This window comes from Clavibacter michiganensis (genome assembly GCF_016907085.1).
In the GTDB taxonomy this organism is placed as follows: Bacteria; Actinomycetota; Actinomycetes; order Actinomycetales; family Microbacteriaceae; genus Clavibacter; species Clavibacter michiganensis_O.
The window spans coordinates 1001130-1026783 of sequence record NZ_JAFBBJ010000001.1 but is presented as its reverse complement, the minus strand read 5'-3'; the positions used below and the strand labels follow the sequence as shown (position 1 = coordinate 1026783).

Genomic DNA, 25654 nt, shown 5'->3' with positions numbered 1-25654 from the left:
CGTCAGCCCGCCGACACCCGCCGCCCCTGCACGTGCACGGCCGAGATGGCCGGCTCGCGCAGCCCCATCAGCAGCGTGAACAGGATCTGGTCGGTGGCGCGGTCGGCGTCGTCCGCGCGGATCCCGTGGGCGAGCGTCAAGGCGAGCGGCTCCCAGCGGTCCGGCGTGATCGTGAGGAAGTCGGCGTCCTTGCCCACGTCGAGGTTGCCGTAGCGGTCCTCCATGTCGAGCGCGCGGGCGCCGGCGAGCGTGCCGGTGAACAGCAGCTCGGCCGCGTCGATCTCCACGCCCGCGTCGCCCGGCTCCGAGAGGTGCACCTTGAACGCGTCGTTGAGCACGCGGGAGACGAGCCACTCGTCGCCGGCCCCCACGTCGGATCCGATCGCCACGTTCACGCCCGACGCCACCGTGCGGCGCCACGGCATGGTGCCGGAGCCCAGGAACTGCTGCGACGTCGGGCAGTGCGCGATGCTGCTGCCGGTCTCGGCGAGGCGCGCGAGCTCGGAGTCCTGGCAGTGCACCGCGTGGGCGAAGACGCTGCGGCGGCCGAGGAGGCTGGATCCGCCCCGCTCCGACCCGGGCAGGAAGAGCCCGTCGTAGGTGTCGAGGTAGGTGGCGGTGCCGAAGACCTCGCGGACGGCGGCGATCTCGCCCGTGCCCGGCCGGTCGTTCTCGTTGAGGTGCGAGTGGAAGTGCACGCCCTCGCCGCGCGCCACGTCGTACAGCTCGCCGAGGCCGCGGAGGGTCGTCGGGGTCACCGAGAGGCTGAAGCGCGGCACGATCGCGACCTGGAGCGTCGCGGTCGTCGCGTCGCCCGTGTCGACGGCGTGCCAGCGGTCGATCTCCGCGCACGAGAGCGCGATCGCGTCCTCCTCCGAGGTGAGGAGCGGGGCGGCGGGGCCGGAGCCGACCGTCTGGATCCCGCGGCCGCTCACCAGCCGGAGGCCCGCGTTGCGGGAGGCCTCGAACAGGGCGTCCTGGGCGTGCGGGAACGCGGATCCGAACACGAGCGCGCTCGTCGTGCCCGCCATGATCCGGCGGCGCGTGAAGTCCGCCGCGATCATGCGCGCGAAGCCCTCGTCCTCGAGCCGTGCCTCGGACGGGAAGACGCACGTGTCGAGCCACTCGAGGAGCTGGCCGCCGCCGTGCGCGCTCGTCGTGTAGGTCTGCGGGAAGTGCACGTGGGCGTCGACGAAGCCGGGGATGAGGAAGTCGGACGCGTCGCCGTGCACGGGGGCGTCGGCGAAGGCGGCTGGGAGGTCGCGGAACGGGCCGACCCACGCGATCCGGCCGGCGTCGTCGACCGCGAGCGCGCCGTCGGGGACGGAGACGAGGTGGCGCCGGGCGTCCTGCACGAGCGGGGCGCCCGTGATGTGGAGGACGTGGCCGCGGTGCACGGCGCGGCGGGCGGCCGTGGCGGGCGCGGCGGGGGAGGGCGTGGTGCGGTGGTCGCTCATGCGGATCCGTTCGCTCGGATGGTGCGTGACGGTGAGGGGCGGCGGGACGGCGGCGCAGCGGGCGCGTTCCCCGGACGATGGTCGACCGCGGGCGACCGGCGGGCATCCGACACGCCGCGCGGGACGGCCGCGCTCAGGAAGCCGTCCTACTCGTGCGCCCGCGGCTCGTCGTCCCGGCCGTCGTCGAGGCCGTCGCCGTCGTGCCGTGCCGCTCTCCGGGCCTCCTCCGCGAGCAGCGGCTGGAGCAGGGCGTCGATCCGCTCGAGCCGACGGCGTCGCACGACGGCCATGCCCGCGACCATCGCGGCGAGGACCGCCGGCAGCGTCCAGGCGCACGGCGGCCCGCCGAGCACCCCGAGCGCGATCGTGCCGACGAGGAGCACGGCCGCGACGAGCACCGCCCACGGTCCGCCGAGCTGGTCGTGCACCTCGCGGCGGCGGAGCAGGAGGAATCGCCAGGCGTCCGCGTCGTCCTCGGCGTCCGTGGGCAGCTGCCCGGCGTCGATCGCCTCGGAGACGTCGATCCACCGCAGGAGGGGACGGCCGCCGCGTCGGCGACGCGCGAGGACGAGCGTCAGGACGGCGGCCGCGAGCAGGGCCACGGTGAGGGTCCCGAGGATCCGGTCGCCGCTCGCCTCGTGCCCGAACGCGGCGCGCGAGTAGAGCGTGATCCCCGCGTAGGCGGCAGCGGCGGCCAGGGCGGGCACCGCGGGGTGGCGGTCGGCGAACCGGCGGGCGCGCCAGACTCGGCCACGCGCGGGGTTCGTCGGGCCGGTCACGGGCGGAGACGGATCAGGCGCCCGCCGCCGGGCTCGTGGGAGCCCGCCGGGTCGCGTCGCCGGTGTCGCCGGCGTAATCCGCGTCGGCCCGGGCCCCGTCGCGCTCGCGGAACTGGCGCAGCAGGTCGTCGATGCGGGGGATGGTGCGGCGGGCCTGCACCACGCTGACGATGCCGAGGGCGAGGAAGACGACCACGATGATCCAGCCGGCGGGGGAGCCGGGGACCAGCAGGGCCGCCGCGACGCCCATCGCGACCAGCACCACGACGAGCACGGGCATCAGCCACAGCGAGCGCCGGAACTGCCGGCGCCGCCACTCGAGGGCCGGGATCCACGCGGCGGGGTCGGCATCGAGCGGGAGCTGCCGGGTCTTCAGCGACGTGGTCACGTCGGCCATCGTGTCGGCGCCGCCGCTGCGACGGCGCTGACGCGCGACGACGAACGTCATGACGCCGGCGATGAGCAGCGAGCTGACGAGGGTCGCGATCGTGCGGCCGGGCGACAGGGCGTCGTCGAGCAGGAGGGGCCCGACCAGGGTGCGGACGACGAAGACGATGGCCGCGAGGACCAGGAAGACGATCCCGAGGGGAGCCCGCTGGAACCGGTCCGACAGGGCCTTCATGCGGTGGGGCCGGACGCGCGGCGGGTCGTCGGGGTCATGGTCGCTCCTCGGATTCGCGGGGCGCCCGGTCGTCGCGCGCGCTGCACATTATCCAGCAGCCGGGGGAATGCGGTCTTCCGAGGACGGCGGCGCCCAGCCGGCGCGACGCTCCTCGTCGGCGCGCGCCGACTCCTGCAGCGGGATGAGCAGGGCGTCGACGGCGTCGCGGCGGCGGGTGCGCGAGACGATCAGCACGGCGGCCCAGGAGACGAAGACCGCGAGGAACACGATCCCCGCGACGGCGCGGTCCGCGCTCGCGCCGTTCAGGAAGGTCAGGGCCACGACGACGACCAGCGCGATCGGCACGAGCCACGCCTCCTGCCGGATCTCGGCGCGGCGTCGCTCCAGCGCCGCGAGCCAGGCGCCGGGGTCCGCATCCGCCGGGAGCTCCCCGTCCTCGGTGGCCTCCGACACCTCGACCCAGCTGGGGGTGCGGGCCGAGCGTCGGCCGCGGATGCGGCGCGAGCCGATCATCAGCGCGCCGAACACGAGCGCGAGGCCGGCGCGGAGGAGCAGGGCGAACCCGACCTCGTTCCACCCGGCGAAGTCGATGAGGGTCAGGAAGCCGAAGTAGACCACGGCGACGGCGAGCACCTGCACGACCGCGGGCGCATCGGCCCACGCGCGGCGGATCCGCCGGAACATCGGCTGCGGGCGATCGGGTGCGGTCGACGTCATGGGTCCCCCTCTGGCGGCGCCGGATGCGGCGCGCGACACCGCGGGAGGATCCCCCCGGCATCCGCGTCCCACCCTACGCAGGGGCCGTGCGAGGCTTGACGCGGGCGGTACCATCGCGATCCCGCGGGCCACCGCCCTCCCGCCCGTTCCGCGCCCGACCATCGGCGCGCCCGTCCCGGAGGTGCCGTGCTCGAGATCGCCGCCGAGGTGCTCGACGCCCTCGCCGACGGCCGCCGCCTCGCCGTCGCGTGCGTCACGGACGTGCTCGGCAGTGCCCCGCGGACGGCGGGCACCGCGATGGCGGTCGACGACGGGGGCCGCGTCATCGGATCCATCTCCGGCGGATGCGTGGAGGGCGCGGTCGTCGAGGTCGCGACCGGCGTGCTCGACGACGGGATGCCCGCGCTCACGTCCTTCGGCGTCAGCGACGACGACGCGTTCCAGGTAGGCCTCACGTGCGGCGGTCGGATCGGCGTGGTGGTCGTGGAGGTCGCGCCCGCCGGCGACGCGCGGTCGCCCGTGTGCGACGCCGTGCGCTCGGCCCTCGAGGACGCCCGCGCCGGCCGTGCCGCGTCGCTCGCGCTCGTGCTGGAGGGGCCGGCCGTCGGCACCTGGATCACGAGCGCGCCCGACGCCGCGGTGGATGCGGCCGTGGGCGCCGACCCCGCCCGCCGGATCCGCGCCGAGCTCGCCGCCCGCCTCGCCGCCGGCCGCTCGGGCACGACGGAGGTCGACTGCGCCGACGGCCCGCTGCGCGTCCTCCACCTCGTCGCCGCCCCGCCGCCCCGGCTCCTCGTCTTCGGCGCCGTCGACTTCTCCGCCGCCCTCGCCGACGCGGCAGCGCTGCTCGGCTACCGCGTCACCGTGTGCGACGCCCGACCGGCCTTCGCGACGCGGGCGCGCTTCCCGACGGCGCACGAGGTCGTCGCCGAGTGGCCGGACGAGTACCTCGCGCGCACCGAGGTCGACGCCCGCACCGTGATCTGCGTGCTCACCCACGACGACCGCTTCGACGTGCCGCTGCTCGTCGCCGCGCTCCGCCTGCCGGTCGCGTTCGTCGGGGCGATGGGATCCCGCGCCACCGACGTGCGTCGCCGCGCTCTCCTCGTGGAGGAGGGCGTGACGGACGCGGAGCTCGCGCGCCTGCGCTCGCCCATCGGCCTCGACATCGGCGCGAGCACGCCGCAGGAGACGGCCGTCTCGATCCTCGCGGAGGTGCTGGCCGCGCGCGCCGGCGCCGCGGGTGCGCCGCTCACGACGACCACCGGGCCGATCCACGGGGAGACCGCATGACCGCCGCATCCGCATCCGCCGCGCCGCAGCCCGGCCTCGCCCGCCGCCTCGGCCTCCTCGACGCCACCGTGCTCGGCCTCGGCGCGATGATCGGCGCCGGGATATTCGCGGTCATGCCCGCCGCCGCCCGCGCGGCAGGTTCCGGCCTGCTCCTCGGCCTCGCGATCGCGGCGGTCGTCGCCTTCTCCAACGCCACCGCATCCGCCCAGCTCGCGGCCCGCTACCCGTCGTCCGGCGGCTCCTACCTCTACGGCCGGGAGCGGCTGGGGGAGTGGCCGGGCTTCCTCGCGGGCTGGTCGTTCGTCATCGGCAAGACCGCGAGCTGCGCGGCCATGGCCCTGACCTTCGCCGCGTACGCGGTGCCCGCCGCGTGGCAGCGGCCCGTCGCCGCGCTCGCCGTCGTCGCCCTGGCGGTGGTCGGCTGCCTCGGCGTGACCCGCACGGCGCGGCTCGCCCGCGTGATCATCACGGTGGTCCTCGCGGTGATCGCGCTCGTGCTGGTCGCCGGCCTCCTCGCGGGCGGACCGACCGCCGGCGCGGACCCGGTCACCGGCGTCGTCGACACCACCCCGTACGGCGTCCTCCAATCCGCCGGACTCCTGTTCTTCGCCTTCGCGGGGTACGCGCGCATCGCGACCATGGGCGAGGAGGTGCGGGATCCCGCGCGCACCATCCCGCGCGCGATCCTCCTGGCGCTCGGTGGCGCGCTCGTCGTCTACGCGCTCGTGGCCGTGACGCTCCTCGGGGTGCTCGGGGAGGCGCGGCTCGGCGGATCCACCGCGCCGCTCGCCGACGTCGTGCGCGACGCGGGCTGGGCGTGGGCGGTGCCGGTCGTCGGCGTCGGGGCCGCGGCCGCGTGCCTCGGCGCGCTGCTCGCGCTCCTCGCCGGGATCGGGCGCACGTCGCTCGCGATGGCGCGCGAGGGCGACCTGCCGCGCGGGCTCGCGGTCGTGCACCCGCGGTACCGGGTACCGCAGCGGGCCGAGATCGCGGTGGCCGTGGTCGTCGTCGCGCTCGTGCTCACGGTGGACCTCCGCGGCGTCGTCGGCTTCTCGTCCTTCGGCGTGCTGCTGTACTACGTGGTCGCCAACGCCGCCGCGTTCACGCAGGAGCGCGCGCACCGTCGGTACCCGAAGGCGCTGCAGGTGCTCGGCGTCGTCGGCTGCCTGGTGCTCGTGGCCACGCTGCCCGCGGCGTCGATCGCGGTGGGGGTCGGCGTGCTGCTGGTCGGCGTGGTCGGGCGCGCGGTCGTGGTGGCCCGGCGGCGCCGCGTCGCCGCCTGATCGCCCCGCGGCTACTCCCGCGTCCCGCGCTCCCCGAGCGTCGTCGGGCTGTCGAACCGCGGCTGCGGCCCGCCGCCGTGCAGGAGCCGCCACACGCGGTCCCGCGACATCGGCAGGTCGTGCGGCCGGATCCCGATGGCGTCGCGCACCGCGTTCGCGAGCGCGGGCGCGACCGGGTTGTAGGGCGCCTCGCTCATCGACTTCGCGCCGTGCGGCCCGTTGTCGTCGTGCGTGTCGGCGAACAGCACCTCGGTCACCGGCAGGTCGGCGAGCTGGGGGATGTGGTAGTTCCGCAGCACGTCCGTGAGGATCCGCCCCTCGCCGTCGTGCACGACCTCCTCGTACATGGCCGTGCCGAGCGCCTGCGCCGTCCCGCCCTCGACCTGGCCGCGCAGCTGCGCGGGGTTGAGCACGGTGCCCGCGTCGACGGCCTGCACCGAGCGGAGGATGCGGACCTCGCCCGTCGCGGGATCCACCGCCACCCGGAACGCGTGCACGTTGAACGCGAGGGAGCGGAGCGCGCCGTCCTCGTGAGCCTGGGCGGCGAGGCCGTCGGGGCCGATGAGCTCGGCGATCAGCACTTGCACGCCGTCGGCGACGAGCGCGTCCGGCGTGAGCGCGAACGCGTCCGCGGCGATCCCCGTGCGCGCGGCGGCCGCCTCCCGCAGCAGGCCGGCGAGCGCGACGGCGGCCCGGTGCACGGCCTTGCCCGCGACGACCGTGCCCGCGGAGCCGAACGCGCCCGTGTCGTAGCGGGTGACGTCGGTGTCGGACTGGCGGATGCGGATCCGGTCGGGCGTCGTGCCGAGCGCGGTCGCGGCGAGCTGCGCGTGCACGGTGGTCGTGCCGTTGCCGAACTCGGCCGTGCCGACCGACACCGTGACGACCCCGTCGGCGGCCATCGCCACCGTCACGTCGGCGAAGTGCCCGCGCGGCGGCATGGTGGCGATCATCGCCGCGGCCATGCCCTCGCCCACGAGCCAGCGGTCGCCGGCGGGCACCGGATCCCCGCCGCCGTCGCGGAGCGCCTGCTCGGCGAGGTCGAGGCACTGGTCGAGCCCGTAGCTGCCGCCGAAGCCGAGGTCCGGGCCCTCGGCGTGCGTGATGATCAGCGGGTCGCCCGGCACCACGGCGTTGCGGCGCCGGATCTCGAAGCCCGAGATGCCGAGCTCCCGCGCGAGCTCGTCGAGCGCGGACTCGATCGCGAAGATCACCTGCCCGAGGCCGTAGCCCCGGAACGCGCCCGACGGGAGGTTGTTCGTGTAGATGCTCTGCGCGTCCACGCGCTTGGCCGGCGAGCGGTAGAGCGCGATCGACTCGTTGCAGCCGTGGAACATGACGCCGGGCCCGTGGTTGCCGTATGCGCCCGTGTCGCTGAGCACGTCGACGGCGAGCGCCGTGAGCACGCCGTCCGAGGTCGCGCCGGCCGTGACGCCCACCCGCATCGGGTGCCGCGCGGGCGAGAGCGTGAACTCGTCCGACCGCGTGAACTCCAGCTGCACCGGGCGGCCGGTGGCGAGCACGGCGAGGGTGACGACGTCCTCGGTGAGGATCTCCTGCTTGCCGCCGAACCCGCCGCCGACGCGCGCCGTGAAGACGCGCACCTCCTCCGGCTCCAGCTCGAACAGCCGGCAGATCTCGCGCTGCACGAGGAACGGCACCTGCGAGCTGGTGCGGAGCACGAGGCGGCCCTCCTCCATCCAGCCGACGGTCGCGTGCGTCTCCAGGTGCGTGTGCGCGACGCGGTGCGTCGACCACGTGCCGCAGACGACCGCGTCGGCGCGGGCGAGCCCGGCCGCCACGTCGCCGTGCTCGCCGTGCATCTCCGCGACGACGTTGCGCTGCGGGTCGGCGAGGCGCGAGACGGCGGGATCCTTGTCGCCGTGCACCAGGGGAGCCCCCGGCCGCCTCGCCTCCTCCGGGTCGAAGACGGCGGGGAGCACCTCGTAGTCGACCCGCACCAGGCGCGCGGCGGCCTCCGCGATCCCGACCTCGTCGGCGATCACGGCGGCCACGCGCTGCCCGCGGAACCGCACCACGTCGTCGAAGACGCGGCTGTCGTCGGGATCGTCGAAGCGGTCCTCGTGCCGGGCGGACGAGTAGAGCGTCGCGGGGGAGTCGTGGTGGGTGAGCACGGCGTGCACGCCCGGCAGCGCGAGCGCCTCCGTCGTGTCGATGGAGCGGATGCGCGCGTGCGGGTGCGGGCTGCGCACCAGGCTCGCGTGCAGGAGGCCCGGGATCGCGACGTCGAGCGTGTAGGGCTCGAGGCCGCTGACGACGCGCTCGCTCGCGGGCGCGTGCAGCGACGTGCCGACGCGGCCGGTCTGGGCGCGCTCGGCGGTGCGGGCGTCCTCGGCCGTCGCGGCGGATCCGGCGGCGGACGCGGATCCCGTCGCCCGCACCGGCCCCAGCCCCTCGGGCCGCGCCCCGCCGCAGCCCTCCGCGTGCGCGTGATCCGCGCCGCCGTGCTCCCCGCGGATCGCCTCGTCGATCGCCCGGTACCCCGTGCACCGGCAGAGGCTGCTCTTCATCAGGCGCGGCAGGTCGTCGAGGTCGTCCGCGCCGAGCGATGCCGCCGTCACGACCATGCCGGGCGTGCAGAACCCGCACTGGAACCCCGCCGCCTCGACGAACCGCTCCTGCACCGGATGCAGGTCGCCCGGCGTCCCGAGCCCTGCCGCCGTCGTGACCTCCCGGCCCGCCGCCCGGAACGCCGGCAGGATGCACGAGTGCACGGCCTCGCCGTCGAGGAGCACGGAGCACGCGCCGCAGTCGCCGGAGTCGCAGCCCTTCTTCACGCTGAAGACCTCGTGCGCGCGCAGCCAGGTGCGCAGGCTCTGGCCGGGGGCCGGTTCTCCCGGGATCTCGCGGCCGTCCACGGTCATGCTCACGGGCGTGCTCCTGCCGTCGTCGTGGTGGCGGCGCCGGGCGGGGTGCCGCGCTCGCCGGATGCCGGCCCGTCGCCCGAGCCCGCCGCATCGCCCGCCAGCTCCGCGCGGATCTCCTCCGCGAGCAGCGCGCTCACCGCACGGCGCCAGTCCGCGGCCCCGTGCGCGTCGGTGAACCAGGATCCGATCGCCCGCACGTCGTCCGCGAGCGCCTCCGCCGCGGGGAGGGCCTGGTAGCGCAGCTGCTCGGGCCGCAGGGTGGCGCCCGTCACGGTGAGCGCGAACGCGCCGTCCTCGTCGAGCCGGCCGATCACCACGGACCCGGAGCGCCCGATGGGCGACAGCGCGATCTTGCGGAACGCCGTCCGGGAGCGCAGCGACGACGCCGGGACGTGGATCGACCGCAGCACGTCGCCCGGCCGGAGCGCGGTGGTCCGGTCGCCGGTCACGAGCTCGGAGACGGGCATGCGCTCGTCGTGGGCGGGGTCGTCCGCGGTGGCCGCCCGCCAGATCAGCGCCTCCGCGTCGAGCGCGGACGCGAGCGCCGTCATCGGGCCGGCCGGCAGCGCCGAGCAGACGTTCCCGCCGACCGTCGCGACCCGCCAGATCTTCGTCGATCCGAACAGCGCCGTGCAGGCCTGGAGGAACAGCGGGTGCGCCGCCCAGCCGTCCCGCGGCGCGATCCCGGCGACCTCGGCGATGGTGCACGTCGCCGCGATCTCGAGCCCGTCGTCCGTGACCACGAGCGACGGCCAGCCGAGCGCCTGCAGGTCGACCAGCCCCGTGAGGTGCGGGTGCGGCTCGGCGAAGATGCCGGATCCGCCCGCGAGCGCCGCCACGGTCGGCCCGAGCGCGGCGAGGTCGTCGCGCGTCCGGGCGGGCACGACGGAGCGGACGGTCGGCTGGTCCATGGATCTCCTCTGCGGGCGTCCCGGTCGACGGCCGCGGATCCACCGGGGGAGCGCGGTCGGGCGTGGGGTCTGACAGCGATCCTCGCATCCGCGTGGCCGCGCCCCCGCCGGCGCGCCCCCGACTTGCCGCGGTCCGGGCCCTGCTGCCACGCTCGGAGGGAGACCCGGGGAGACCATGAGCATCCGCACCACCGTCCACGCCGCCCGTCCCCGCCGTCGATCCCGCGGCCGCGCCGCGCTCGCCGCGACCGGATCCGCGCTCGCCGCATCCCTCCTCCTGGCGGGCTGCTCCGTCGGACCCGACGGCCCGCCCGCGCCGCCGTTCGACGCCGTGACGATGGACCCCGCCGCCGCGCCCACGGTCACCCCCGGCCAGCGCGTCGCCCTCGGCGAGGTGGTCGCCCTGCCGAGCGTCGACGAGACCGGCGCGACGGACGACGTGGTCGCGACGACACTGCTGGGCGTCGCCGAGGGGCAGCCCACCTACTGGTCCGGCTACGAGGACGGCGCGCGGTTCGCCGACCGCACCCCCTTCTTCGCGTTCGTGCAGACCCGGTGGCTCCAGGGCCAGGCCGGCCCGCAGAACGGCCCGGTCCTCCGCCCGTTCCTCGCCGACGGCACCGAGGTCGACATCATCCAGCGCCAGCTCGGCGGCATCTCCGACGACGCCGAGTGCCCCTACGAGGTCCCCGACCTCGGCCTGGAGGACGGACACGACGTGGAGGAGCGGATGCAGTGCGTCGTCTACGCGGTCCCCGTCGGCCAGGAGCTCGCGGAGCTGCGCTGGCACGACGTCCCGCGCACGATCCTCCAGACGCCGGACCCCGCCACGCACCCGTTCCTCGCGGAGCCGGTGGTCTGGGAGGTCGACGCCCTCCCGGCCGCCGACGTCGAGGGCTGAGAGCCGGACGTCCCTCATCCGCTGACCGCCCCCGACCGGGGGCGCTGGCCCCGGCTCGGTAGAATGGCGCGTCGCCACCCGTCGGGTCGGGCGCACGCATCAGGCACACGAGAAGCACCAAGGGGATGATCCATGGCGGGCAGCGCACGGCAGTTCAACGTAGCGCTCGAGCCGACGGTCGATCCCGCCACCAGCGAGGAGGAGTACTCCCGCCAGGACGACGCGGTCGCTCCCGCGCCCGCCACGTGGCCCACCACGCACCACCGCCCGGACGTCGTCGTCCGCAAGGGCCTCGCGACCCTCGTCAACCGCACGCTCACGCCGCACCAGGCGCTCGTCACCGACCTCCTCTTCATCCGGGACGCGCTGCTCGCGACCGGCATCGACTTCTGGCTGATCCGCGGCAACGACGAGCGCCCGGTCATCGCCATCGACGTGGCGAACCGCGACACCGTGGTGCGCGCCCTCGTCGCCGCGTGCGCGGACGAGCCGCTCTACGCGAAGACCGTCGACGGCCGCCGCCGCCCGCCGCTGCTCGTCGCCGACGGCCGCCTCACCGACAATCCCGACGCCGGCATCTTCCGCCTCTACCGCCCGCGCATCGAGCCGGTGGGCCTCCTGGCCTACGGCGCGTCCACCGCCGTCGAGCTGCAGTTCTTCCGCTTCGAGGGCGAGACCATCGTCTGGCCGGTCGAGAACTCGCTCACCCGCGAGATCCTCCCCGCCGCCGAGGTGGTCCCCACCACGGTCGAGATGTACGGCCACGAGTGGAAGACGCTCCGCGGCATGTTCGACGCGCAGGCGTCCGACATCACGTTCGACATCGACATGGTCTTCTCCTGGGTCGACGGCAACGACCCCGAGTTCCAGAAGCGTCGCGCCGAGCGCATGAAGGACGTCGTGGTCGGCGAGGGCGACGACTCCGAGGCGCGCTTCCGCCAGATCGACGAGCTCAAGTACGCGCTCCGTTCCGTCTACCTGTTCGCGCCGTGGGTGCGCCGGATCTTCATCGTCACCGACTCGCCGAAGCCGTCGTGGCTGGCCGACCAACCCGCCGTCACGTTCGTGCGCAGCGAGGAGTTCTTCACGGATCCCGCCGCCCTGCCCACGCACAACTCGCAGGCCGTCGAGTCGCAGCTCCAGCACATCCCCGGCCTCAGCGAGCACTTCCTCTACTCGAACGACGACATGTTCTTCGGCCGCCCGGTGCAGCCCGGCATGTTCTTTTCGCCCGGCGGGATCACCAAGTTCATCGAGGCGTCCACCCGCATCGGCCTGGGCGACAACGACTCCGACCGCAGCGGCTTCGAGAACTCGGCGCGCGTCAACCGGCGCCTGCTCATGGACCGCTTCGGCCGCCTCATCACGCGCCACCTCGAGCACGCCGCCACGCCGCTGCGCAAGAGCGTGCTGCTGGAGCTCGAGCAGGAGTTCGCGGAGGACTTCCACCGCACGCAGCTCAGCCGCTTCCGCTCGAGCACCGACATCTCGGTCACCAACTCGCTGTACCACTACTACGCGCAGATGACCGCGCGCGCGGTGCAGCAGGAGAACGCCAAGGTCGCCTACGTCGACACCACGTCGCGCGCCGGGCTGGACATGCTCCCCGGTCTCCTCAAGCGCCGCTCGCAGGACTTCTTCTGCCTCAACGACGGCTCCTTCCCCGAGGTGCCCGCCGATGAGCGCCAGGCGCGCGTGCAGGACTTCCTCGAGCGCTACTACGGCATCCCGGCGCCGTGGGAGGCGGAGGTCCAGGACGAGGCCGCCGCCGACGCGCCCGCCTCTCCCGCGGAGTGAGCCGCGCGGGCAGCCCCGCCGACCGCACGCCGTACGAGGTGCTCGGCGTGGATCCCGCCGCGGACACCGCGACCCTCCGCGCCGCGTACCGCCGGCTCGTCCGCGCGACCCACCCCGACACGGGCGGCGAGGCGCACCTGTTCCACGCGGTGCAGCGCGCGTGGGAGCTCGTGGGGGATCCCGACGACCGCGCCGCCTACGATCGCGGGCAGGGGCGCGCGTCCGCCGCCGACGACGAGCCGCTCGGCCCGGACGAGGCCGGATACGCGCCCGCGCCCGGATCCGGCACCCGCATCGGCGCGGCCGTCCACGGCGTCGCGGGCGCGCTCGCCCGGGCCCACTACCTCGACCGCGTCGCCGACTGGCAGGGCGTCGCGCCGGGCGCCGACCCGGGCGTGGATCCCTGGTCGCCCGAGCTCGTGCGCCGCGCCCCGCGCGACGTCCGCTGGCTGCTCGCGAAGGCCCTGGCCGAGGAGGCGACCGCGCGCGCCGCGGCGTCGCTCGGCATGGGCGCCACGATCTTCCACGACGTCCGGCCGCTCGCCGGAGCCGGCAAGGTCGACCACGTCGTGCTCGCGCCCGCGGGCCTCTTCGCGCTCAGCTCCGAGGACTGGGGCACGGACGTCCAGCTCGTGCGCGGCGAGCTGCAGCCCGTCGCGGCGGATCCCGAGGGCGCGTTCGCCCCGGGCGACGCGCCCGTCACGTGGCTGGTCGGTGCCGCGCGGGCCCTCGCGGCCTCCGCGGGCGTGCGCTTCGCGGCCGCGGTGGTCGTCGTGCCGGACGACGCGCTCGCGCAGCCCGTCGAGCGTGTGGAGCGCGGACGCAACCGGGGCGCGCTCGTCGTCCGCCGATCCGTCCTTCCGCTCGTCTTGCGCGACGGCGTCTCCGAGGAGGGGCGGCTGAGCGTCGCGGATCCCTACGCCGTCCGGGCGCTCCTCCGCGAGCGGCTGACGCTGCTGGGGCCCGCCGCGGGCTGACCCGGGCCCGCCGGCGCGCGCACGAGGGCCCGCCGTGACGGATCACGGCGGGCCCTCGGGCGGTGCGGTGGATCAGGCCGGCAGGTCGGTGGGCGCGTCGCCCGAACCCGCGCCCGTGTCGGCCGCGTCCTCGTCGGAGCCGAGCGAGTCGCCGCCGCTGGAGAGACCCCCGTCGCCGGGCGCCTCGTCGTCGTCGACGTGCTGGATGCTCTCGCCGTCGGGGACCGTGCCGCCGACGCTGGCGTCGGAGTCGCCCTCGCCGGGCATGGCCTGCGTGACGCCGGGGGCGCCCTGGACGGTGGACAGGGGATCGATGTCGGAGTCGCTCATCCCTCGACCGTACGCCGGAGCCCCGCGCGCGTCCGGGCCGGCGCGGACGGGCGGCCGCGGACGGGCGGGCGCGGTCAGACGGCGGGGGCGAGCGGCGCGTCGAGCTCGTCGACGCAGCGGGCGAAGGCGCGGGCGAGCGCGTCGAGCTCCCCGGCGTCCGGACGCGGATCCGGGAAGAGCGCACGCGCCTCCCCGACCTCCCGACCGGCGAACAGCAGGGCGCGCTCGTGCAGGCGCTTGTCCCCGGCCGCGACGCAGGCGTCGCCCATGAGCGCCACGTGCTGCTCGACGCGTGCGTCGAGACCCGCCGCACGGGCGTGGGCCACCCGCCAGAGGATCGGGGTGCGCGGGTTGTGCATCGTCGTGGCCGCGACGACGCGGTCGACGGCGGCGTCGAACTCCGCGACGGGGAGGATCGGACGTCCCACCCGGGACCGGGCGCGGATCAGCTGGCAGACCTCGACGGCCGTGGCGGGAGGCGAGCCCGGCGCGGCGGCGGGCGCGTCGTCGTCGAGTGCCGCGACGTAGTCGAGCGCCGCGTCGAGCAGCGGGCCGCCCCCGTCGCGGCTGTCCTCGGCCGCGGACCGGGCGAACGCGAGCGCCTCGGCCTCGTCGCCGACCGCGACGAGGGTCTTGAGCAGCGAGATCCGGCTGCGCAGCCGCAGCATGAACATGGCGCCGCCGATCACCGCCGGGCTCGCGTCCCGGCCGCGCACGAGATCCACCCCGAGGATCTCCGCGCGATCCGGCTGCCGGCCGCCGGACAGCTCGTGCACCTCCCGCAGGAGCGCGATCGCGGCACGCGGCTGACCTGCGTACCGCAGGAGGTCGGCGTGGTTGATCACGCACTCGACGCCGAACCGGATCGCGTCCGCGTCCGCGCGCATGAGCCGGTCGGCCGCCCGGATCCCGCGATCCAGCAGCTCGGACGCCTGCGCTGCCCGGCCCGAGCGGGCCAGCACCAGCGTGAGCGTGTTCAGGGCGAGGAACAGGCGGTCGGGCGTGCGGGCGTCGATGCCGTCGACGTAGCGCCGGGCGTTGTCGACCAGCTCCGAGGTGCGCCACAGCTGCGGAGGCGTGTCGATGAGGGTCTCGTTGATCATGCGGTGCTCGGCCTCTCCCCGTGGGGCGCCGGCTGTCCGGCGCTCGTGATGCGCCGTCGGGCGCCCCGCGTCCCGGGGCCGTGGGCGAGGCCGCCGGCCGGATCGGGACGGGAGGTCCACGGTAGGGCGCCCGTCGCCCGGGGCGCCCGCCCCGTCCACACCCGCGGCCCACGCACGAGCGCGCCGCCCGCGATGCGGACGGCGCGCTCGGGGATCGCGACTCAGTCGATGCGCTTCAGGCTGTCGAGGCGACCGAGCAGGTCGCGGTCCTGGGCGTCGAGGTCGCCGTCCGCCGCGACGATGCGGATGGCGGCCTCGAAGTCGAGGTCCTGGTCGTCGGCGACGCCCGCGACGTCGGCCACGACCCAGAGGAAGCTCACGAGCTCGGGGAGGATCTCGGACAGCACCGCGTCCGGGAAGATCGCGGCGGCCTGGCGGAACATGCGGTCGGTGGCCGGGCCGCCGAACGCGTGGTCGAGGTCGGCGACGATGCCGTCGTCCTCGTCGAGGTCGGTGGAGATCCAGTTGGCGACGTGCTCGCCGTCGAGGTGGATCGCGGAGATGAAGAGGGGCTCGCCGCCCGACTCGCTCTCGACGATCTCGGTGATCGTGTAGCCGGCGACGCCGGGAGGCGTGAGAAGGGAGTCGTCATCCATGCGCTCATGCTATCCGGGCACGGGCCTCCGGCGAGCCCCCGTTCCGCGCCCCCGGGCGGATCCCGGGAGGCGCCGCGGGTAGCCTCGACGGATGACCCCCGCCGCCGACCTCGCGCCCTCCGCGGCGACGGTCCCGGCGGCCCTCGCGGTCGACCCGGAGGCGCGCGACCTGCCCGCGGTCCTGGATCCCGCCGCCTGGCGCGAGCGCGCCGCCCGGCACGCCGACCGCGCCGACGCCTTCTCCGCGGGCTTCCGCGCGCGCCGCCTCGCCGGCCGCACCCACGAGGTCGACGACTTCCTCTTCACCTACTACCCGCACAAGCCGTCGCTCCTGCGGCGGTGGCACCCGGGCGCGGGCGTCGCGCTCGCGGACGCGGCGGGCGACGAGCGCGCGGCCTGGCGCTGGTACGTCGCGGACGAGGAGCGGGCGGCGGGTGGAGTGCGCGTCGAGGCGTCCGCGTACCTCGAGGCGCGCGGATCCACCGCCTCCTTCATCGAGCGGATCCTCGGCCGCACCGCCGCGCGCCCCGGCCGCTTCTCCTGCTTCGGCCTGCACGAGTGGGCGATGGTCTACAGGGTGGGGCCCGGCGAGCAGCGGCACGAGCGGCTGCCGCTGCGCCTCGGATCCGCGGCCACCGACGAGGTCGTCGAGACGCACAGGCTCGCGTGCACCCACATCGACGCGTTCCGCTTCTTCACGCCCGAGGCCGTGCCGCGGAACGCGCTCGCGCCGACCCGCGAGACGCAGCCGGAGCTCGAGCAGCCCGGCTGCCTGCACGCCGGCATGGACGTCTACAAGTGGGCGACCAAGCTCGGCCCGCTCGTGCCCGGCGAGACGCTGCTCGACGCGTTCGAGCTGGCCCGCGACATCCGCTCGCTCGACATGCGCGCGAGCCCGTACGACGTGTCGGGCCTCGGGCTCGAGGCCGTGCGGATCGAGGAGCCCGCGGGCAAGGCGCGCTACGCCGCGGAGCAGCGCGGGTTCGCCGAGCGGTCGAACGGGCTGCGGGCGCGGATCCTCGCGGAGCTCGCGCACGCCCGTCGCGCGGCGGACGCCGGGCTCTAGCGCCCGCGCATCCCCTCCGGGTCGCGCAGCCGCTCGATCTCGCGCCGGTCGCGCTTCGTCGGGCGTCCGGCGCCGCGGTCGCGCACGACCGTCGCGGGCGCGGCGTCGCGCGGGGGCGGCGCGGGAGTGAGGTCGGTCATCGCCTCCGCGGCGATCGCGGGACCCACGCGCTTCACGAGCGTGCGGCGCACCACCAGGATCCGCTCGGCGCCCGCGACGCGCACGCGCACCTCGACGCCGGGACGCACCGGCTGCGACGCCTTCGCGCGCTCGTCGCCGACCTTGACGTGCCCGGCCCGGCAGGCGGCCGTGGCCTGCGACCGGGTCTTGTAGACGCGCACCGCCCAGAGCCAGCTGTCGACGCGGACGGCGGACTGCGCGGCGCCCGCGGGAGGCGGGGCGGCGTCGGACGGCATGCTCCGACCCTAGGCGACGGCTCCCCGGTACGCTGGCCCGAGCATGTCGATCTCCCGCCGCACCCTCCTCACCGCGTCCGTGTCGGGGCTGTCGCTCCTCGGGCTCGCGGCGTGCACGCGGACGAAGCCGACGCCCGCGACCCCCACGGCCACCCCCTCGACGACGCCGACCCCCACGCCCACCGTGGGAGCCGCCGGACTGCCGGAGCCCGTCGCCTTCGCGCGCTCCGACTGGGCGGGCGACCCCTTCGCGCGCGGATCCGGCAGCTTCCTCCGACCCGGCGCCACGACCGCCGACCGCGAGGCGCTCGCCCGCCCGATCGAGGACCGCGTGTTCTTCGCCGGCGAGGCCACGAGCGCCGACCGCCCCGGCACGGTCGCGGGCGCCTACGCGTCGGGGCTCCGCGCGGCGGGGGAGGTGGATCGCGCGGGCGCCGGATCCGAGCGCGTCGCGGTCGTCGGCGCCGGCATCGCGGGCACCGCTGCGGCCCGCGCCCTCCGCGACGCCGGGCACGACGTCGTCCTCGTCGAGGCGCGCGCCGAGCTCGGCGGCCGGATCCGCGCGGCCGGCGGCACCGACTGGCCGCACCCCGCGGAGCTCGGCGCCCTCTGGATCGCCGCGGACCACGACGACCTCCTGCGGGACGCGCTCGAGGCCGCCGGCATCACCCGGTACGGCCTCGCGCTCGTCGCCGAGAGCCGCGGACCCGACGGCGCGGTGCTGGAGCCCTCGACCGCCGGATCCGACGCCCTCGCCGCCGCGCAGGCCCGGGCCCGCGCGCAGCCCGGCGCCGTGAGCCTCGCGGCGGCCCTGCGCGAGACCGGCGGCGAAGCGCTCTCCACGGAGGGCGGCGCCGCGTCGCCCGCCGCCCGCCTCGCCGCGCTCCTCGCGACCGACGTCGCGATCGCCCACGGCGCGTCCCCCGACGAGCTGTCCGGCGCCCGCGGCCTCGACGAGCCGGCGCCCGTCGGCAACGTCGCCGTCACGGGCGGCTTCGCGGGCCTCGTGCAGCACCTGCTGCGCGACCAGGACATCGACGTGCTGCGGGAGTCCACGGTCACCCGCATCGCCTTCGGCAACGGCCGGGTGGGGCTGCGGCTGGGATCCGGCGAGTCGCTCTCGGTCGACCGCGTGGTCGTCACGGTGCCGCTCGGCGTGCTGCAGGAGGGCGCGATCGCCTTCGACCCGGCGCTGCCGTCCTCCCACGACGTCGCCATCCGCGCGCTCGGCCGCGGCCGCGCCGACCGGATCTGGCTGCGCTTCGCCGAGCCGTTCTGGTCGACAGCGGCCACGGTCTGGACCTCCTACGACGCCGGCGGAAGCTTCACGCGCTGGTACAACCTCATGCCGATCTCGGGCGAGCCCGTGCTGATGGCCGAGGTGGGCGCGGCGGCGGCGGAGCGGGTCGCGGCCATGGACGACCCGGCGCTGCGGTCGGCGGCGCTGCGCTCGCTCGCGCCGTTCGCGGATCCGGCGCTCCTCGCGCTGGGGACGGCCACCCCGGAGCCGGGCCCGAGCGCCACCCCGACGCCCTAGGCCGGATCCGGCTCCTCCGCGGGCTCCGGCCCGAGCGCGTCCCGCCGCGTCACGGCCTCGGCGACCTCCCGGCGGGTCGCCTCCGCCGAGTACGGCAGGAGGTCCTGCAGCTGCGTGTGCAGCACGAGCTGGGCGTGCTCCTCGTCGAGGTCGAGCAGCAGGCGGATCCGTGCCACGGCCTCGGCCCGGGACGCGACCGCGGCGAGCTCGGAGCCGAGGGGCACGAGCGCGTCGGCGGCGGCGACGCGCGTCCGGAGCCAGGCGATGCGCGCGTCGTACGAGCGGCGCATGTCGGAGTCCGTCGGCGGCCGTCCCGACGTCGCGACGGGGCGGCGGCGCGCGATGCCCTCGGCCGTGACGGTCACGCGGAGGGGGCCGGCCCGACGCGCGTGCGGCCCGACGAGCGCGGCGTGGAGGTCGTGCGGGCCCGGGCGCAGCTCGGCCCAGTCGCCGGCCGGGATCGCGACGGGCACGCGCGTGCTGTCGCCGGGATCCAGCGCCACCGCACCGCGCGGCCCGCCCGCGAAGGCGAAGGGGATCCCGGGCGCGGGCGCGCCGGGCTCCGTGAACGCGCCGAACGCCAGGAGGGCGTCGCCCTCCCGGGGGATCCACCGCTCGGTGCCGACGTTCACGACGTCGACGACCGGGGCCTCCGGGTCGCCGCCGTCGGTCATCACGGTCGGCCAGCGCAGCTCGAGGGCGGGGCGGTCGTCGTCCGGGGCCCGGGGGTCGTCGGGAGCGGTCATGCCCCCAGGCTCGCACGTGCGCATCCGCCCGTCCCGGCGCGGCGGACGCTCAGCGCTCGGCGGCCGCCGTCTCGCGCGGCGTCGACGCGGACGCGGGCGTCGAGACGGGCGCGGGCGCGCCGTCCACCCGGTCCGGCTCCCCGCCCCCCGATCGCGCGCCGTCTCGGGTCCCGACCCCCGCCGGCCGCACGCGGCTGAGCGCCACGACGAGCGCGGACACCCCCGCCAGCACGCCCGCGACGAGCGCCAGCCAGGCGGCGATCTCGAACGGCACCCCGACCTGCGCGGGATCCAGGAAGAAGTAGGGGTACCAGCCGACGCGCGGACCGCGGACCTCCGTGAACGCGCACCAGGCGACCGGGAAGAGCATCGCCCAGCCGACGGCCTTCCACGTGACGCGCGGACGGCCGGGGGCGAGGGTCCAGTCGAGGAGCGCGTAGGCGGGGATCACGAAGTGCAGCAGCCGGCTCGACCACGGCACCTCGACGTAGTAGGCCTGCGAGCTCGACTCCAGCACGATGAGCCCGAAGACCACGCCGGACACCACGACGTAGCTCAGCACCACCGCGCGCACGGCCGCCATCAGCCTCGGCTCGACGCCGCCGCGCAGCGCGTGCAGCCCGGAAGCCGCGAGCACCACGGCGCCCGCCATCCCGCTCTGCGTCGTGAAGTAGCTGAACCAGTTCTCGGCCGCGAAGGTCGTGAAGCCCTGCACGTAGTCGAAGTCGGCGACGAGCGCGGCGACCACGACGATCGCGGCGACCAGGCGCACGCCACCGAGGATCCTCTGCACGTGACTCCGATCGCGGCCGACTCCGGGCAGGCCCGCCGCGTCCAGTGTACGAACGAGGTCTCACGATCGGCTCCGTGCCCTCGCGCGTCGCGGGCGGGAGCGGCAGGATGACGCGCATGAGCCCTTCATCGCGATCCACCAGCCAGCAGGTGCAGTTCGGGTCCTTCGGCGGCGTCGACGTCCTCGAGGTCGTCGACATCCCGCGTCCGTCGCCCGGCCCCGGCGAGGTCCTCGTCGAGGTCTTCGCGGCGGGCATCAACCACATCGAGGCGTACATCCGTCAGGGCCGGTTCCCCGACGAGGTGCCCACCGCCTTCCCCAACGGGCAGGGCAGCGACTTCGCCGGATGCATCGCCGCGGTCGGCGAGGGCGTCACCCGCTTCAAGAAGGGCCAGGACGTCCTCGGCCACACCGTCATGGCCGCGCACGCGACGCACGTGGTCGTGCCCGCGGGCAACGTCGTCCTGAAGCCCGCGCAGCTCCCGTGGGAGGTCGCGGGCGGCCTGTTCCTCGCGGGGCTCGTCGCGCACGACGTGCTGCACGCCGTCACGGTCGGCGAGGGCGACACGCTCGTCGTCACCGCGGCGGCCGGCGGCGTGGGCAGCATCGAGGCGCAGCTCGCCATGCGACGCGGCGCCCGCGTCATCGGCACGTGCGGCGAGCGCAACTTCGACTACCTGCGCCAGATCGGCGTCACCCCCGTGGTCTACGGCGACGGCCTGGCCGACCGGATCCGCGCGGCCGCCCCGAACGGCGTGCAGGGCTTCGTCGACAACTTCGGCGGCGGCGAGCACGTGGCCGAGGAGCTGGGCGTGGCGGGCAAGCGCTTCAGCTCGAGCGACGACCGCCGCGAGCTCGAGCTCGAGGCCGTCCTGCCGCCCGTCGACGAGGACGACGTCCACCGCTCCCGCACGCTCGCGACGGTCGCGGAGCTCGCGGCCAAGCGCGAGGTCGACGTGCTCGTCTCGGGCTTCTACCCGCTGGCCGAGGTGCAGGACGCGTTCGACGACCTGGAGCGGCGGCACGCGCGCGGCAAGATCGTGCTGGGCATGCGCCCCGTGCACTACCCGGGCGATCGCCGCAGCACGACGAAGGCGCGCGACGTGGCGGAGGGGCGGGCCTGACGCGGGTCGGATGACGCCCGCCGTGTGAGGCGCGTCGCGGTCAGCGCGCGACGACCTCGGCGGGCTCCGGCTCGGCCGGCGTCTCGATGTGCGCCTCGCGCCAGCGCAGCAGGTCGCGCACGGCGGGCGACTCGTCGCACTCGAGCATGGCGACGGCGGCGCGCGGCGTCTGGTCGTTGACGGCCAGCCAGGAGCGCACGCGCTCGGACGTGTCGCCCACCAGCATCGTGAGCACGGCCACGGGTGCCTGGGGGTTCCGGGCGAGGCACGCGCGGACGCCCTCGTCGGGGTCGCGCGCGAGCGCCCGCTGCACGTCCTCGGGCGCGTGCAGGCTGCTCGCCACGCTCTCCCGCACCTTGGGGTCGCGGTGCTCGGCGAGCAGGCGCAGCCGGCGGATCTTGCTGGGCGTGACCTCGGGCGCGGGATGCAGCGCCGCGGCCTGCTCCGCGGTGAGGACGGCGGGCGCGGTCCGGTGCAGGGCCTCGAGCTGCGCGGCGGTGGTGAACCTGATGCACGACATGCCCCGACGCTATCGAAGGTGCCCGTGAGATGGTGGATCCATGACCGCCGAGCGCCCGCCCGAGCCCCCGCGCGGGGCGCATCGCGACAGCGGCGACGCGTGGGTGGAGGGCCCCGACGGCCAGCGGTTCTGGGGCGCGTTCGGCGCCGCGGGACTGCTCGTGCACGACCCGGATCGCGGCGTCCTCCTCCAGCACCGCGTCGCGTGGAGCCACCACGGCGGCACGTGGGGCCTGCCCGGCGGCGCGCGTCATGCGGGCGAGTCCGCGGTCGACGGCGCCGCGCGGGAGGCCGCCGAGGAGGCGGGCGTCCCTCCCGCGGGGATCCGGCCCGTGCTCGCCACCGTGCTCGACCTCGGCTTCTGGAGCTACACGACCGTCACCGCGCGCACCGTCCGTCCGTTCGAACCGCGCGTCGCGGACGCCGAGAGCATCGAGCTGCGCTGGGTGCCGGTCGACGAGGTCGACGACCGCGAGCTGCACCCGGGCTTCGGCGGGGCCTGGCCGATGCTCCGCGACGAGCTCGCGCGCGAGGTGATGCTGGTCGTCGACACCGCCAACCTCCTCGGCTCCCGGCCGGACGGCTGGTGGCGCGACCGCGCCGGATCCACCTCCCGCCTGCTCGCCGAGCTCGACGCCCTGGCGCGCGACGGCCTCCCCGCCGCCGACCTCGGGCTGCCGGGCGACGTTCGGTGGCCGGACGTGGTGGCCGTCGTGGAAGGGCACGCGCGCGACGCGGCGCTGCCGGCGGTGCCGGCGGAGGAGCCCGCGGCGCCCGTGCTGCGCGCCCCCGGCGTGGCGGTGGTGGAGGCCGCGGCGGACGGCGACGGCGAGATCGTGCGCGTGGTCGGCGCGGCGCGCGAGGCCGGCCGCGACGTCGTGGTGGTCACGGCCGACCGCGGGCTCGTCGCGCGGGTCGAGGCGCTCGGCGCGCGGGCGCTGGGGCCCGGCCGGATCCGCGCGCTGCTCGACGCGCGCGCGGACCGCGACGCGGGCTAGGCGGCCGGAGCCTGCTCGGCCGACGGGAGCGCGGCCGAGGTCGCGTCCACGATCCCGGCGCGCCAGAGCGCGTGCAGCGCCTCGGCGGTCCTGCGGTCGCGGGCCGCGAGCACCCCGCCCGACGCGGGGAACAGCGTGTCCTCGCCGTCCGCGTCGAGCACCACGCCCCCGGCCTCGCGCACGATGAGCGTCGCCGCGAGGTGGTCGACCGGCCCGAACGAGCCGATCACCGCGCCCGCGCCGTGGCCGAGCGCGATGCCGGCGACCGTGAGGGTGCCGGATCCCATGATCCGCAGCGTGCAGTACCGCGCGGCGAGCGCGTCGAGCAGGGGGAGCATCCCCGGCCAGGGCGCGTGGCCCGCGAGCTCGGTGCTCACCATCCGGCCGCGGAGCGGATCCGCGTCGGGCGCGTGCACGCCGCCGGGCGTCGCCGTCAGGTCGAGGCGCGCGCCGGCGGACCAGGCGCCCTCGCCGGCGGCGGCCTCGACGACCGTGCCGCGCCAGGGGTCCGCGACGATGCCCACCACCGGCTCGCCGTCGACCACGAGGGCGAGCGAGAAGCTCGTCCACGGCACGCCGTTCGCGAGGTTCGCGGTGCCGTCGACCGGGTCGAGGTACCAGCACGGGCGACCGGGCACGGCCTCGCCGCCGTACTCCTCGCCGACGAGCACGTGGTGCGGGAACTGCGCTCCGATCACCGCGCGCACGTCGCGCTCGACGGCGCGGTCGATCTCCGTCACGTGGTCGGCCGGGTTCGCCTTCGTCGTGACGGCGCCGACCTCGTGCGACCGCACGTGGTGCACCGCGCGCGCGGCGAGGTCGCGCGCCGCGACGCGGGCGCGGGTCCGCTCGGCGGCGGGCGCCGACGCGCGGGCGTCCGCGGCGGCGGGATCCTCCGCGCGGCGCGCGAGCACGTCGAGGAGCGTCGCCAGCTCGTTCGTGGTGATCGCGTCCACGCCGATCGACGCCAGCCACTCCATCTGAGCGGGCTCGTCGACGGTCCAGGCGGCCACCCGGGCGCCCAGTCCGTGCACGGCGTCCACGAGGGCGCGGCCGACGACGACGTGCGGCATGTTGACGACCGCGGGTCGGAGCTCGGCGAGGTCGTCCGCGGTGGGCGGCTGGGGGTCGGCCCACGGCAGCCAGATGACGGCTTCCGGGTCCAGCTCGCGGATCACGCGCATGCCGTCGAGGTGCCCGCACCAGGCGACGCGCGGCGTGCGGGGAGCCGCGGCGACGACCGCGTGGGCGGCGGCGGCCGGATCCCCCGCGGCCATGTCGATCACGAGCTCGACGTCGGTGCCCGCGAGGAGCTCGAGCGCCTCGGCCAGCAGCGGGATCCGGAGGTCGCCGCCGCCGAGCGCCCGCACGTCCGCGTGGTCGAGGTCAGCGACGCGCGCGTCGACGCCCCAGAGGCGCTCGAGCGTGTCGTCGTGGAGGAGCACGACCCGGCCGTCGCGCGTGACGTGGACGTCGACCTCGACCGTCCGCGCGCCGGCCTCGGCCGCCGAGCGGATGGCGGCGAGCGTGTTCTCGCGGTGCCGGGAGGAGTCTCCGCGGTGGGCGGTCGCGGCGGTCATCGGGCGTCCTCGGCACCGGTGGGCGCAGCCGACACGGCGGGGGCGCCGTGGCCGGGCACGAGGATGCCGTCCCGGTAGTGCCGCACCTCGCGGAGCGTCACGGTGCCGGCCTCGCCGACCGCGGGCGCGGATCCGGTCGCGAGCGCCCGGACCTCCACGCCGCCCGCGTCGAGCACGAGCTCCTGGAAGTGGCCGTGCGGCAGGACGCGGCGGACGACCACGGACGTCGCGTCGGGCTCCGGACGCGTGCCGCGCGGCGCGTAGGCGACGTCCTCGGGGCGCACGGCCCAGACATCCACGTCGGCCGATGTCGGGACGAAGGCCGCGGGTGCGCCGGCCGTGAGGGTCTCGGGCGTCGTGCCCTGCAGGCGCGGCGCGGGCAGCAGGTTCATGCTGCCGATGAACGACGCGACCACGAGCGTCCGCGGCCGGGCGTACAGCTCGGTCGGGGCCGACACCTGCTCGATGCGGCCCTGGTGCATCACGGCGACGCGGTCGGAGATGGCGAGCGCCTCGTCCTGGTCGTGCGTGACCATCACGGTGGTGATCCCCAGGCGCTGCTGGATGTCGCGGATCTCCTCGCGCACCTTCACGCGCAGCTTTGCGTCGAGGTTCGACAGCGGCTCGTCGAGGAGCAGCAGGTCGGGCTCCTGCACGATCGCGCGGGCGAGCGCGGCGCGCTGCTGCTCGCCGCCGGAGATGTGCGCGGGCCGCGAGTGCGCGTGGTGGGCGAGGTTCACGGTCTCGAGCGCGGCCATCACCCGGCGAGCCACCTCGTCCTTGGGCAGCTTCCGCAGCGTGAGCGGGAAGGCCACGTTCTTGAACACGGTGAGGTGCGGCCAGAGCGCGTAGTTCTGGAACACCATCGCGCTCGGCCGCTTGTTGGGGCCGGACGCGGTGACGTCGCGGCCGCCGATGACGACGGATCCCCGGTCGGGCTCGAGGAACCCCGCGATCATGCGGAGCGTCGTGGTCTTGCCGCAGCCCGACGGGCCGAGGAGCGCGACGAGCTCGCCGCGCGCGACGTCGAGGTGGAGGTCGTCGACGATGGTGCGGCCGCCGAGGTCCTTCGACAGGCCCGCGATGGAGAGGCCCGCCGTGGCGGGGGCGCCGGTCGCGGAGGCCGCGGGGGCGGGGATCGTGGGGGAGGAGGTCATGTCC

General features: G+C 76.2%; 24 protein-coding genes. 9 read left to right on the top strand and 15 right to left on the bottom strand.

From position 1 onward, the window contains the following. Nucleotides 1-2: 2 nt before the first annotated feature. From JOE38_RS04700 to JOE38_RS04685, 4 genes are all read right to left on the bottom strand, one after another. The gene (locus JOE38_RS04700; RefSeq protein WP_204575087.1) at nucleotides 3-1457 is read right to left on the bottom strand and encodes an amidohydrolase family protein; all 1455 of its coding nucleotides are present in this window, start codon (nucleotides 1455-1457) and stop codon (nucleotides 3-5) included. A 146-nt stretch (nucleotides 1458-1603) separates the two neighbouring features. Next, on the bottom strand, nucleotides 1604-2236 hold the full coding sequence (locus JOE38_RS04695; protein WP_204575086.1) for a hypothetical protein: 633 nt from the start codon (nucleotides 2234-2236) through the stop codon (nucleotides 1604-1606). A 13-nt stretch (nucleotides 2237-2249) separates the two neighbouring features. Beyond that, nucleotides 2250-2858: a hypothetical protein gene (locus tag JOE38_RS04690; RefSeq protein ID WP_204575085.1), complete on the bottom strand. Its 609-nt coding sequence runs from the start codon at nucleotides 2856-2858 to the stop codon at nucleotides 2250-2252. Between the two features lie 87 nt (nucleotides 2859-2945). Beyond that, entirely contained in the window at nucleotides 2946-3575 is a 630-nt protein-coding gene (locus tag JOE38_RS04685) for a hypothetical protein (protein ID WP_204575084.1), read from the bottom strand. Nucleotides 3576-3761: 186 nt separating this feature from the next. Between JOE38_RS04685 and JOE38_RS04680 the strand changes: the two genes are divergently transcribed. Together JOE38_RS04680 and JOE38_RS04675 are read left to right on the top strand one after the other, a co-directional pair. Then, entirely contained in the window at nucleotides 3762-4868 is a 1107-nt protein-coding gene (locus tag JOE38_RS04680) for an XdhC family protein (RefSeq protein WP_204575083.1), read from the top strand. Then, nucleotides 4865-6151 carry an APC family permease gene (locus JOE38_RS04675; RefSeq protein ID WP_204575082.1) on the top strand — a complete coding sequence of 429 codons (1287 nt, stop codon included), beginning with the start codon at nucleotides 4865-4867 and terminating at the stop codon, nucleotides 6149-6151. The genes JOE38_RS04680 and JOE38_RS04675 overlap by 4 nt, the downstream gene beginning before the upstream one ends. 11 nt (nucleotides 6152-6162) lie before the next feature. Here the strand turns inward: JOE38_RS04675 and JOE38_RS04670 are convergent, their stop codons facing one another. Together JOE38_RS04670 and JOE38_RS04665 are read right to left on the bottom strand one after the other, a co-directional pair. Further along, nucleotides 6163-9042: a molybdopterin-dependent oxidoreductase gene (locus tag JOE38_RS04670; protein ID WP_204575081.1), complete on the bottom strand. Its 2880-nt coding sequence runs from the start codon at nucleotides 9040-9042 to the stop codon at nucleotides 6163-6165. Beyond that, entirely contained in the window at nucleotides 9039-9950 is a 912-nt protein-coding gene (locus JOE38_RS04665) for an FAD binding domain-containing protein (RefSeq protein WP_204575080.1), read from the bottom strand. Before JOE38_RS04665 ends, JOE38_RS04670 begins: the two co-directional genes overlap by 4 nt. Before the next feature lie 175 nt (nucleotides 9951-10125). Here JOE38_RS04665 and JOE38_RS04660 point away from each other — a divergent pair, with 175 nt between their 5' ends. The 3 genes from JOE38_RS04660 to JOE38_RS04650 all read left to right on the top strand — a co-directional run bounded on the left by JOE38_RS04660 (nucleotide 10126) and on the right by JOE38_RS04650 (nucleotide 13625). Next, on the top strand, nucleotides 10126-10851 hold the full coding sequence (locus JOE38_RS04660) for a hypothetical protein (protein WP_204575079.1): 726 nt from the start codon (nucleotides 10126-10128) through the stop codon (nucleotides 10849-10851). 132 nt (nucleotides 10852-10983) lie between these two features. Continuing rightward, nucleotides 10984-12648: a stealth family protein gene (locus JOE38_RS04655; protein ID WP_204575078.1), complete on the top strand. Its 1665-nt coding sequence runs from the start codon at nucleotides 10984-10986 to the stop codon at nucleotides 12646-12648. After that, on the top strand, nucleotides 12645-13625 hold the full coding sequence (locus JOE38_RS04650) for a J domain-containing protein (RefSeq protein WP_204575077.1): 981 nt from the start codon (nucleotides 12645-12647) through the stop codon (nucleotides 13623-13625). The genes JOE38_RS04655 and JOE38_RS04650 overlap by 4 nt, the downstream gene beginning before the upstream one ends. Nucleotides 13626-13697: 72 nt before the next feature. Here JOE38_RS04650 and JOE38_RS04645 read toward each other — a convergent pair whose 3' ends face one another. The 3 genes from JOE38_RS04645 to JOE38_RS04635 all read right to left on the bottom strand — a co-directional run bounded on the left by JOE38_RS04645 (nucleotide 13698) and on the right by JOE38_RS04635 (nucleotide 15714). Further along, nucleotides 13698-13955, bottom strand: coding sequence for a hypothetical protein (locus tag JOE38_RS04645; RefSeq protein ID WP_204575076.1), 258 nt, complete (start codon nucleotides 13953-13955; stop codon nucleotides 13698-13700). A 74-nt stretch (nucleotides 13956-14029) separates the two neighbouring features. Continuing rightward, nucleotides 14030-15058: a hypothetical protein gene (locus tag JOE38_RS04640; protein ID WP_204575075.1), complete on the bottom strand. Its 1029-nt coding sequence runs from the start codon at nucleotides 15056-15058 to the stop codon at nucleotides 14030-14032. A gap of 221 nt (nucleotides 15059-15279) precedes the next feature. Continuing rightward, complete coding sequence (locus JOE38_RS04635; RefSeq protein WP_204575074.1) at nucleotides 15280-15714, bottom strand: hypothetical protein; 435 nt, start codon at nucleotides 15712-15714, stop codon at nucleotides 15280-15282. 91 nt (nucleotides 15715-15805) lie between these two features. On the opposite strand from JOE38_RS04635, the gene JOE38_RS04630 reads away from it, so the two are divergent. Beyond that, nucleotides 15806-16780, top strand: a complete 975-nt coding sequence (locus JOE38_RS04630; protein WP_204575073.1) for a 3-methyladenine DNA glycosylase — start codon at nucleotides 15806-15808, stop codon at nucleotides 16778-16780. Here the strand turns inward: JOE38_RS04630 and JOE38_RS04625 are convergent. Next, nucleotides 16777-17196: an RNA-binding S4 domain-containing protein gene (locus JOE38_RS04625; protein WP_204575072.1), complete on the bottom strand. Its 420-nt coding sequence runs from the start codon at nucleotides 17194-17196 to the stop codon at nucleotides 16777-16779. The two genes, JOE38_RS04630 and JOE38_RS04625, sit on opposite strands and share 4 nt — an antisense overlap. Before the next feature lie 43 nt (nucleotides 17197-17239). On the opposite strand from JOE38_RS04625, the gene JOE38_RS04620 reads away from it, so the two are divergent. Further along, the gene (locus JOE38_RS04620) at nucleotides 17240-18733 is read left to right on the top strand and encodes a flavin monoamine oxidase family protein (RefSeq protein WP_204575071.1); all 1494 of its coding nucleotides are present in this window, start codon (nucleotides 17240-17242) and stop codon (nucleotides 18731-18733) included. Here the strand turns inward: JOE38_RS04620 and JOE38_RS04615 are convergent. Continuing rightward, a complete protein-coding gene (locus JOE38_RS04615; RefSeq protein WP_204575070.1) occupies nucleotides 18730-19479 on the bottom strand; it encodes a hypothetical protein in 750 nt (249 codons plus the stop codon). The genes JOE38_RS04620 and JOE38_RS04615 overlap by 4 nt on opposite strands. A 49-nt stretch (nucleotides 19480-19528) precedes the next feature. Continuing rightward, nucleotides 19529-20272 carry a Pr6Pr family membrane protein gene (locus JOE38_RS04610; protein ID WP_204575069.1) on the bottom strand — a complete coding sequence of 248 codons (744 nt, stop codon included), beginning with the start codon at nucleotides 20270-20272 and terminating at the stop codon, nucleotides 19529-19531. A 116-nt stretch (nucleotides 20273-20388) separates the two neighbouring features. Here JOE38_RS04610 and JOE38_RS04605 point away from each other — a divergent pair, with 116 nt between their 5' ends. Beyond that, a complete protein-coding gene (locus JOE38_RS04605) occupies nucleotides 20389-21396 on the top strand; it encodes an NADP-dependent oxidoreductase (RefSeq protein WP_239544744.1) in 1008 nt (335 codons plus the stop codon). A gap of 40 nt (nucleotides 21397-21436) precedes the next feature. Here the strand turns inward: JOE38_RS04605 and JOE38_RS04600 are convergent, their stop codons facing one another. After that, on the bottom strand, nucleotides 21437-21916 hold the full coding sequence (locus JOE38_RS04600) for a hypothetical protein (RefSeq protein ID WP_204575067.1): 480 nt from the start codon (nucleotides 21914-21916) through the stop codon (nucleotides 21437-21439). 40 nt (nucleotides 21917-21956) lie between these two features. Here JOE38_RS04600 and JOE38_RS04595 point away from each other — a divergent pair, with 40 nt between their 5' ends. Next, nucleotides 21957-22913, top strand: coding sequence for an NUDIX domain-containing protein (locus tag JOE38_RS04595; RefSeq protein WP_204575066.1), 957 nt, complete (start codon nucleotides 21957-21959; stop codon nucleotides 22911-22913). Here JOE38_RS04595 and JOE38_RS04590 read toward each other — a convergent pair. Beyond that, nucleotides 22910-24493, bottom strand: a complete 1584-nt coding sequence (locus JOE38_RS04590; RefSeq protein ID WP_204575065.1) for an inositol monophosphatase family protein — start codon at nucleotides 24491-24493, stop codon at nucleotides 22910-22912. The genes JOE38_RS04595 and JOE38_RS04590 overlap by 4 nt on opposite strands. Continuing rightward, nucleotides 24490-25650: an ABC transporter ATP-binding protein gene (locus JOE38_RS04585; RefSeq protein ID WP_204575064.1), complete on the bottom strand. Its 1161-nt coding sequence runs from the start codon at nucleotides 25648-25650 to the stop codon at nucleotides 24490-24492. Before JOE38_RS04585 ends, JOE38_RS04590 begins: the two co-directional genes overlap by 4 nt. Nucleotides 25651-25654 lie beyond the last annotated feature (4 nt).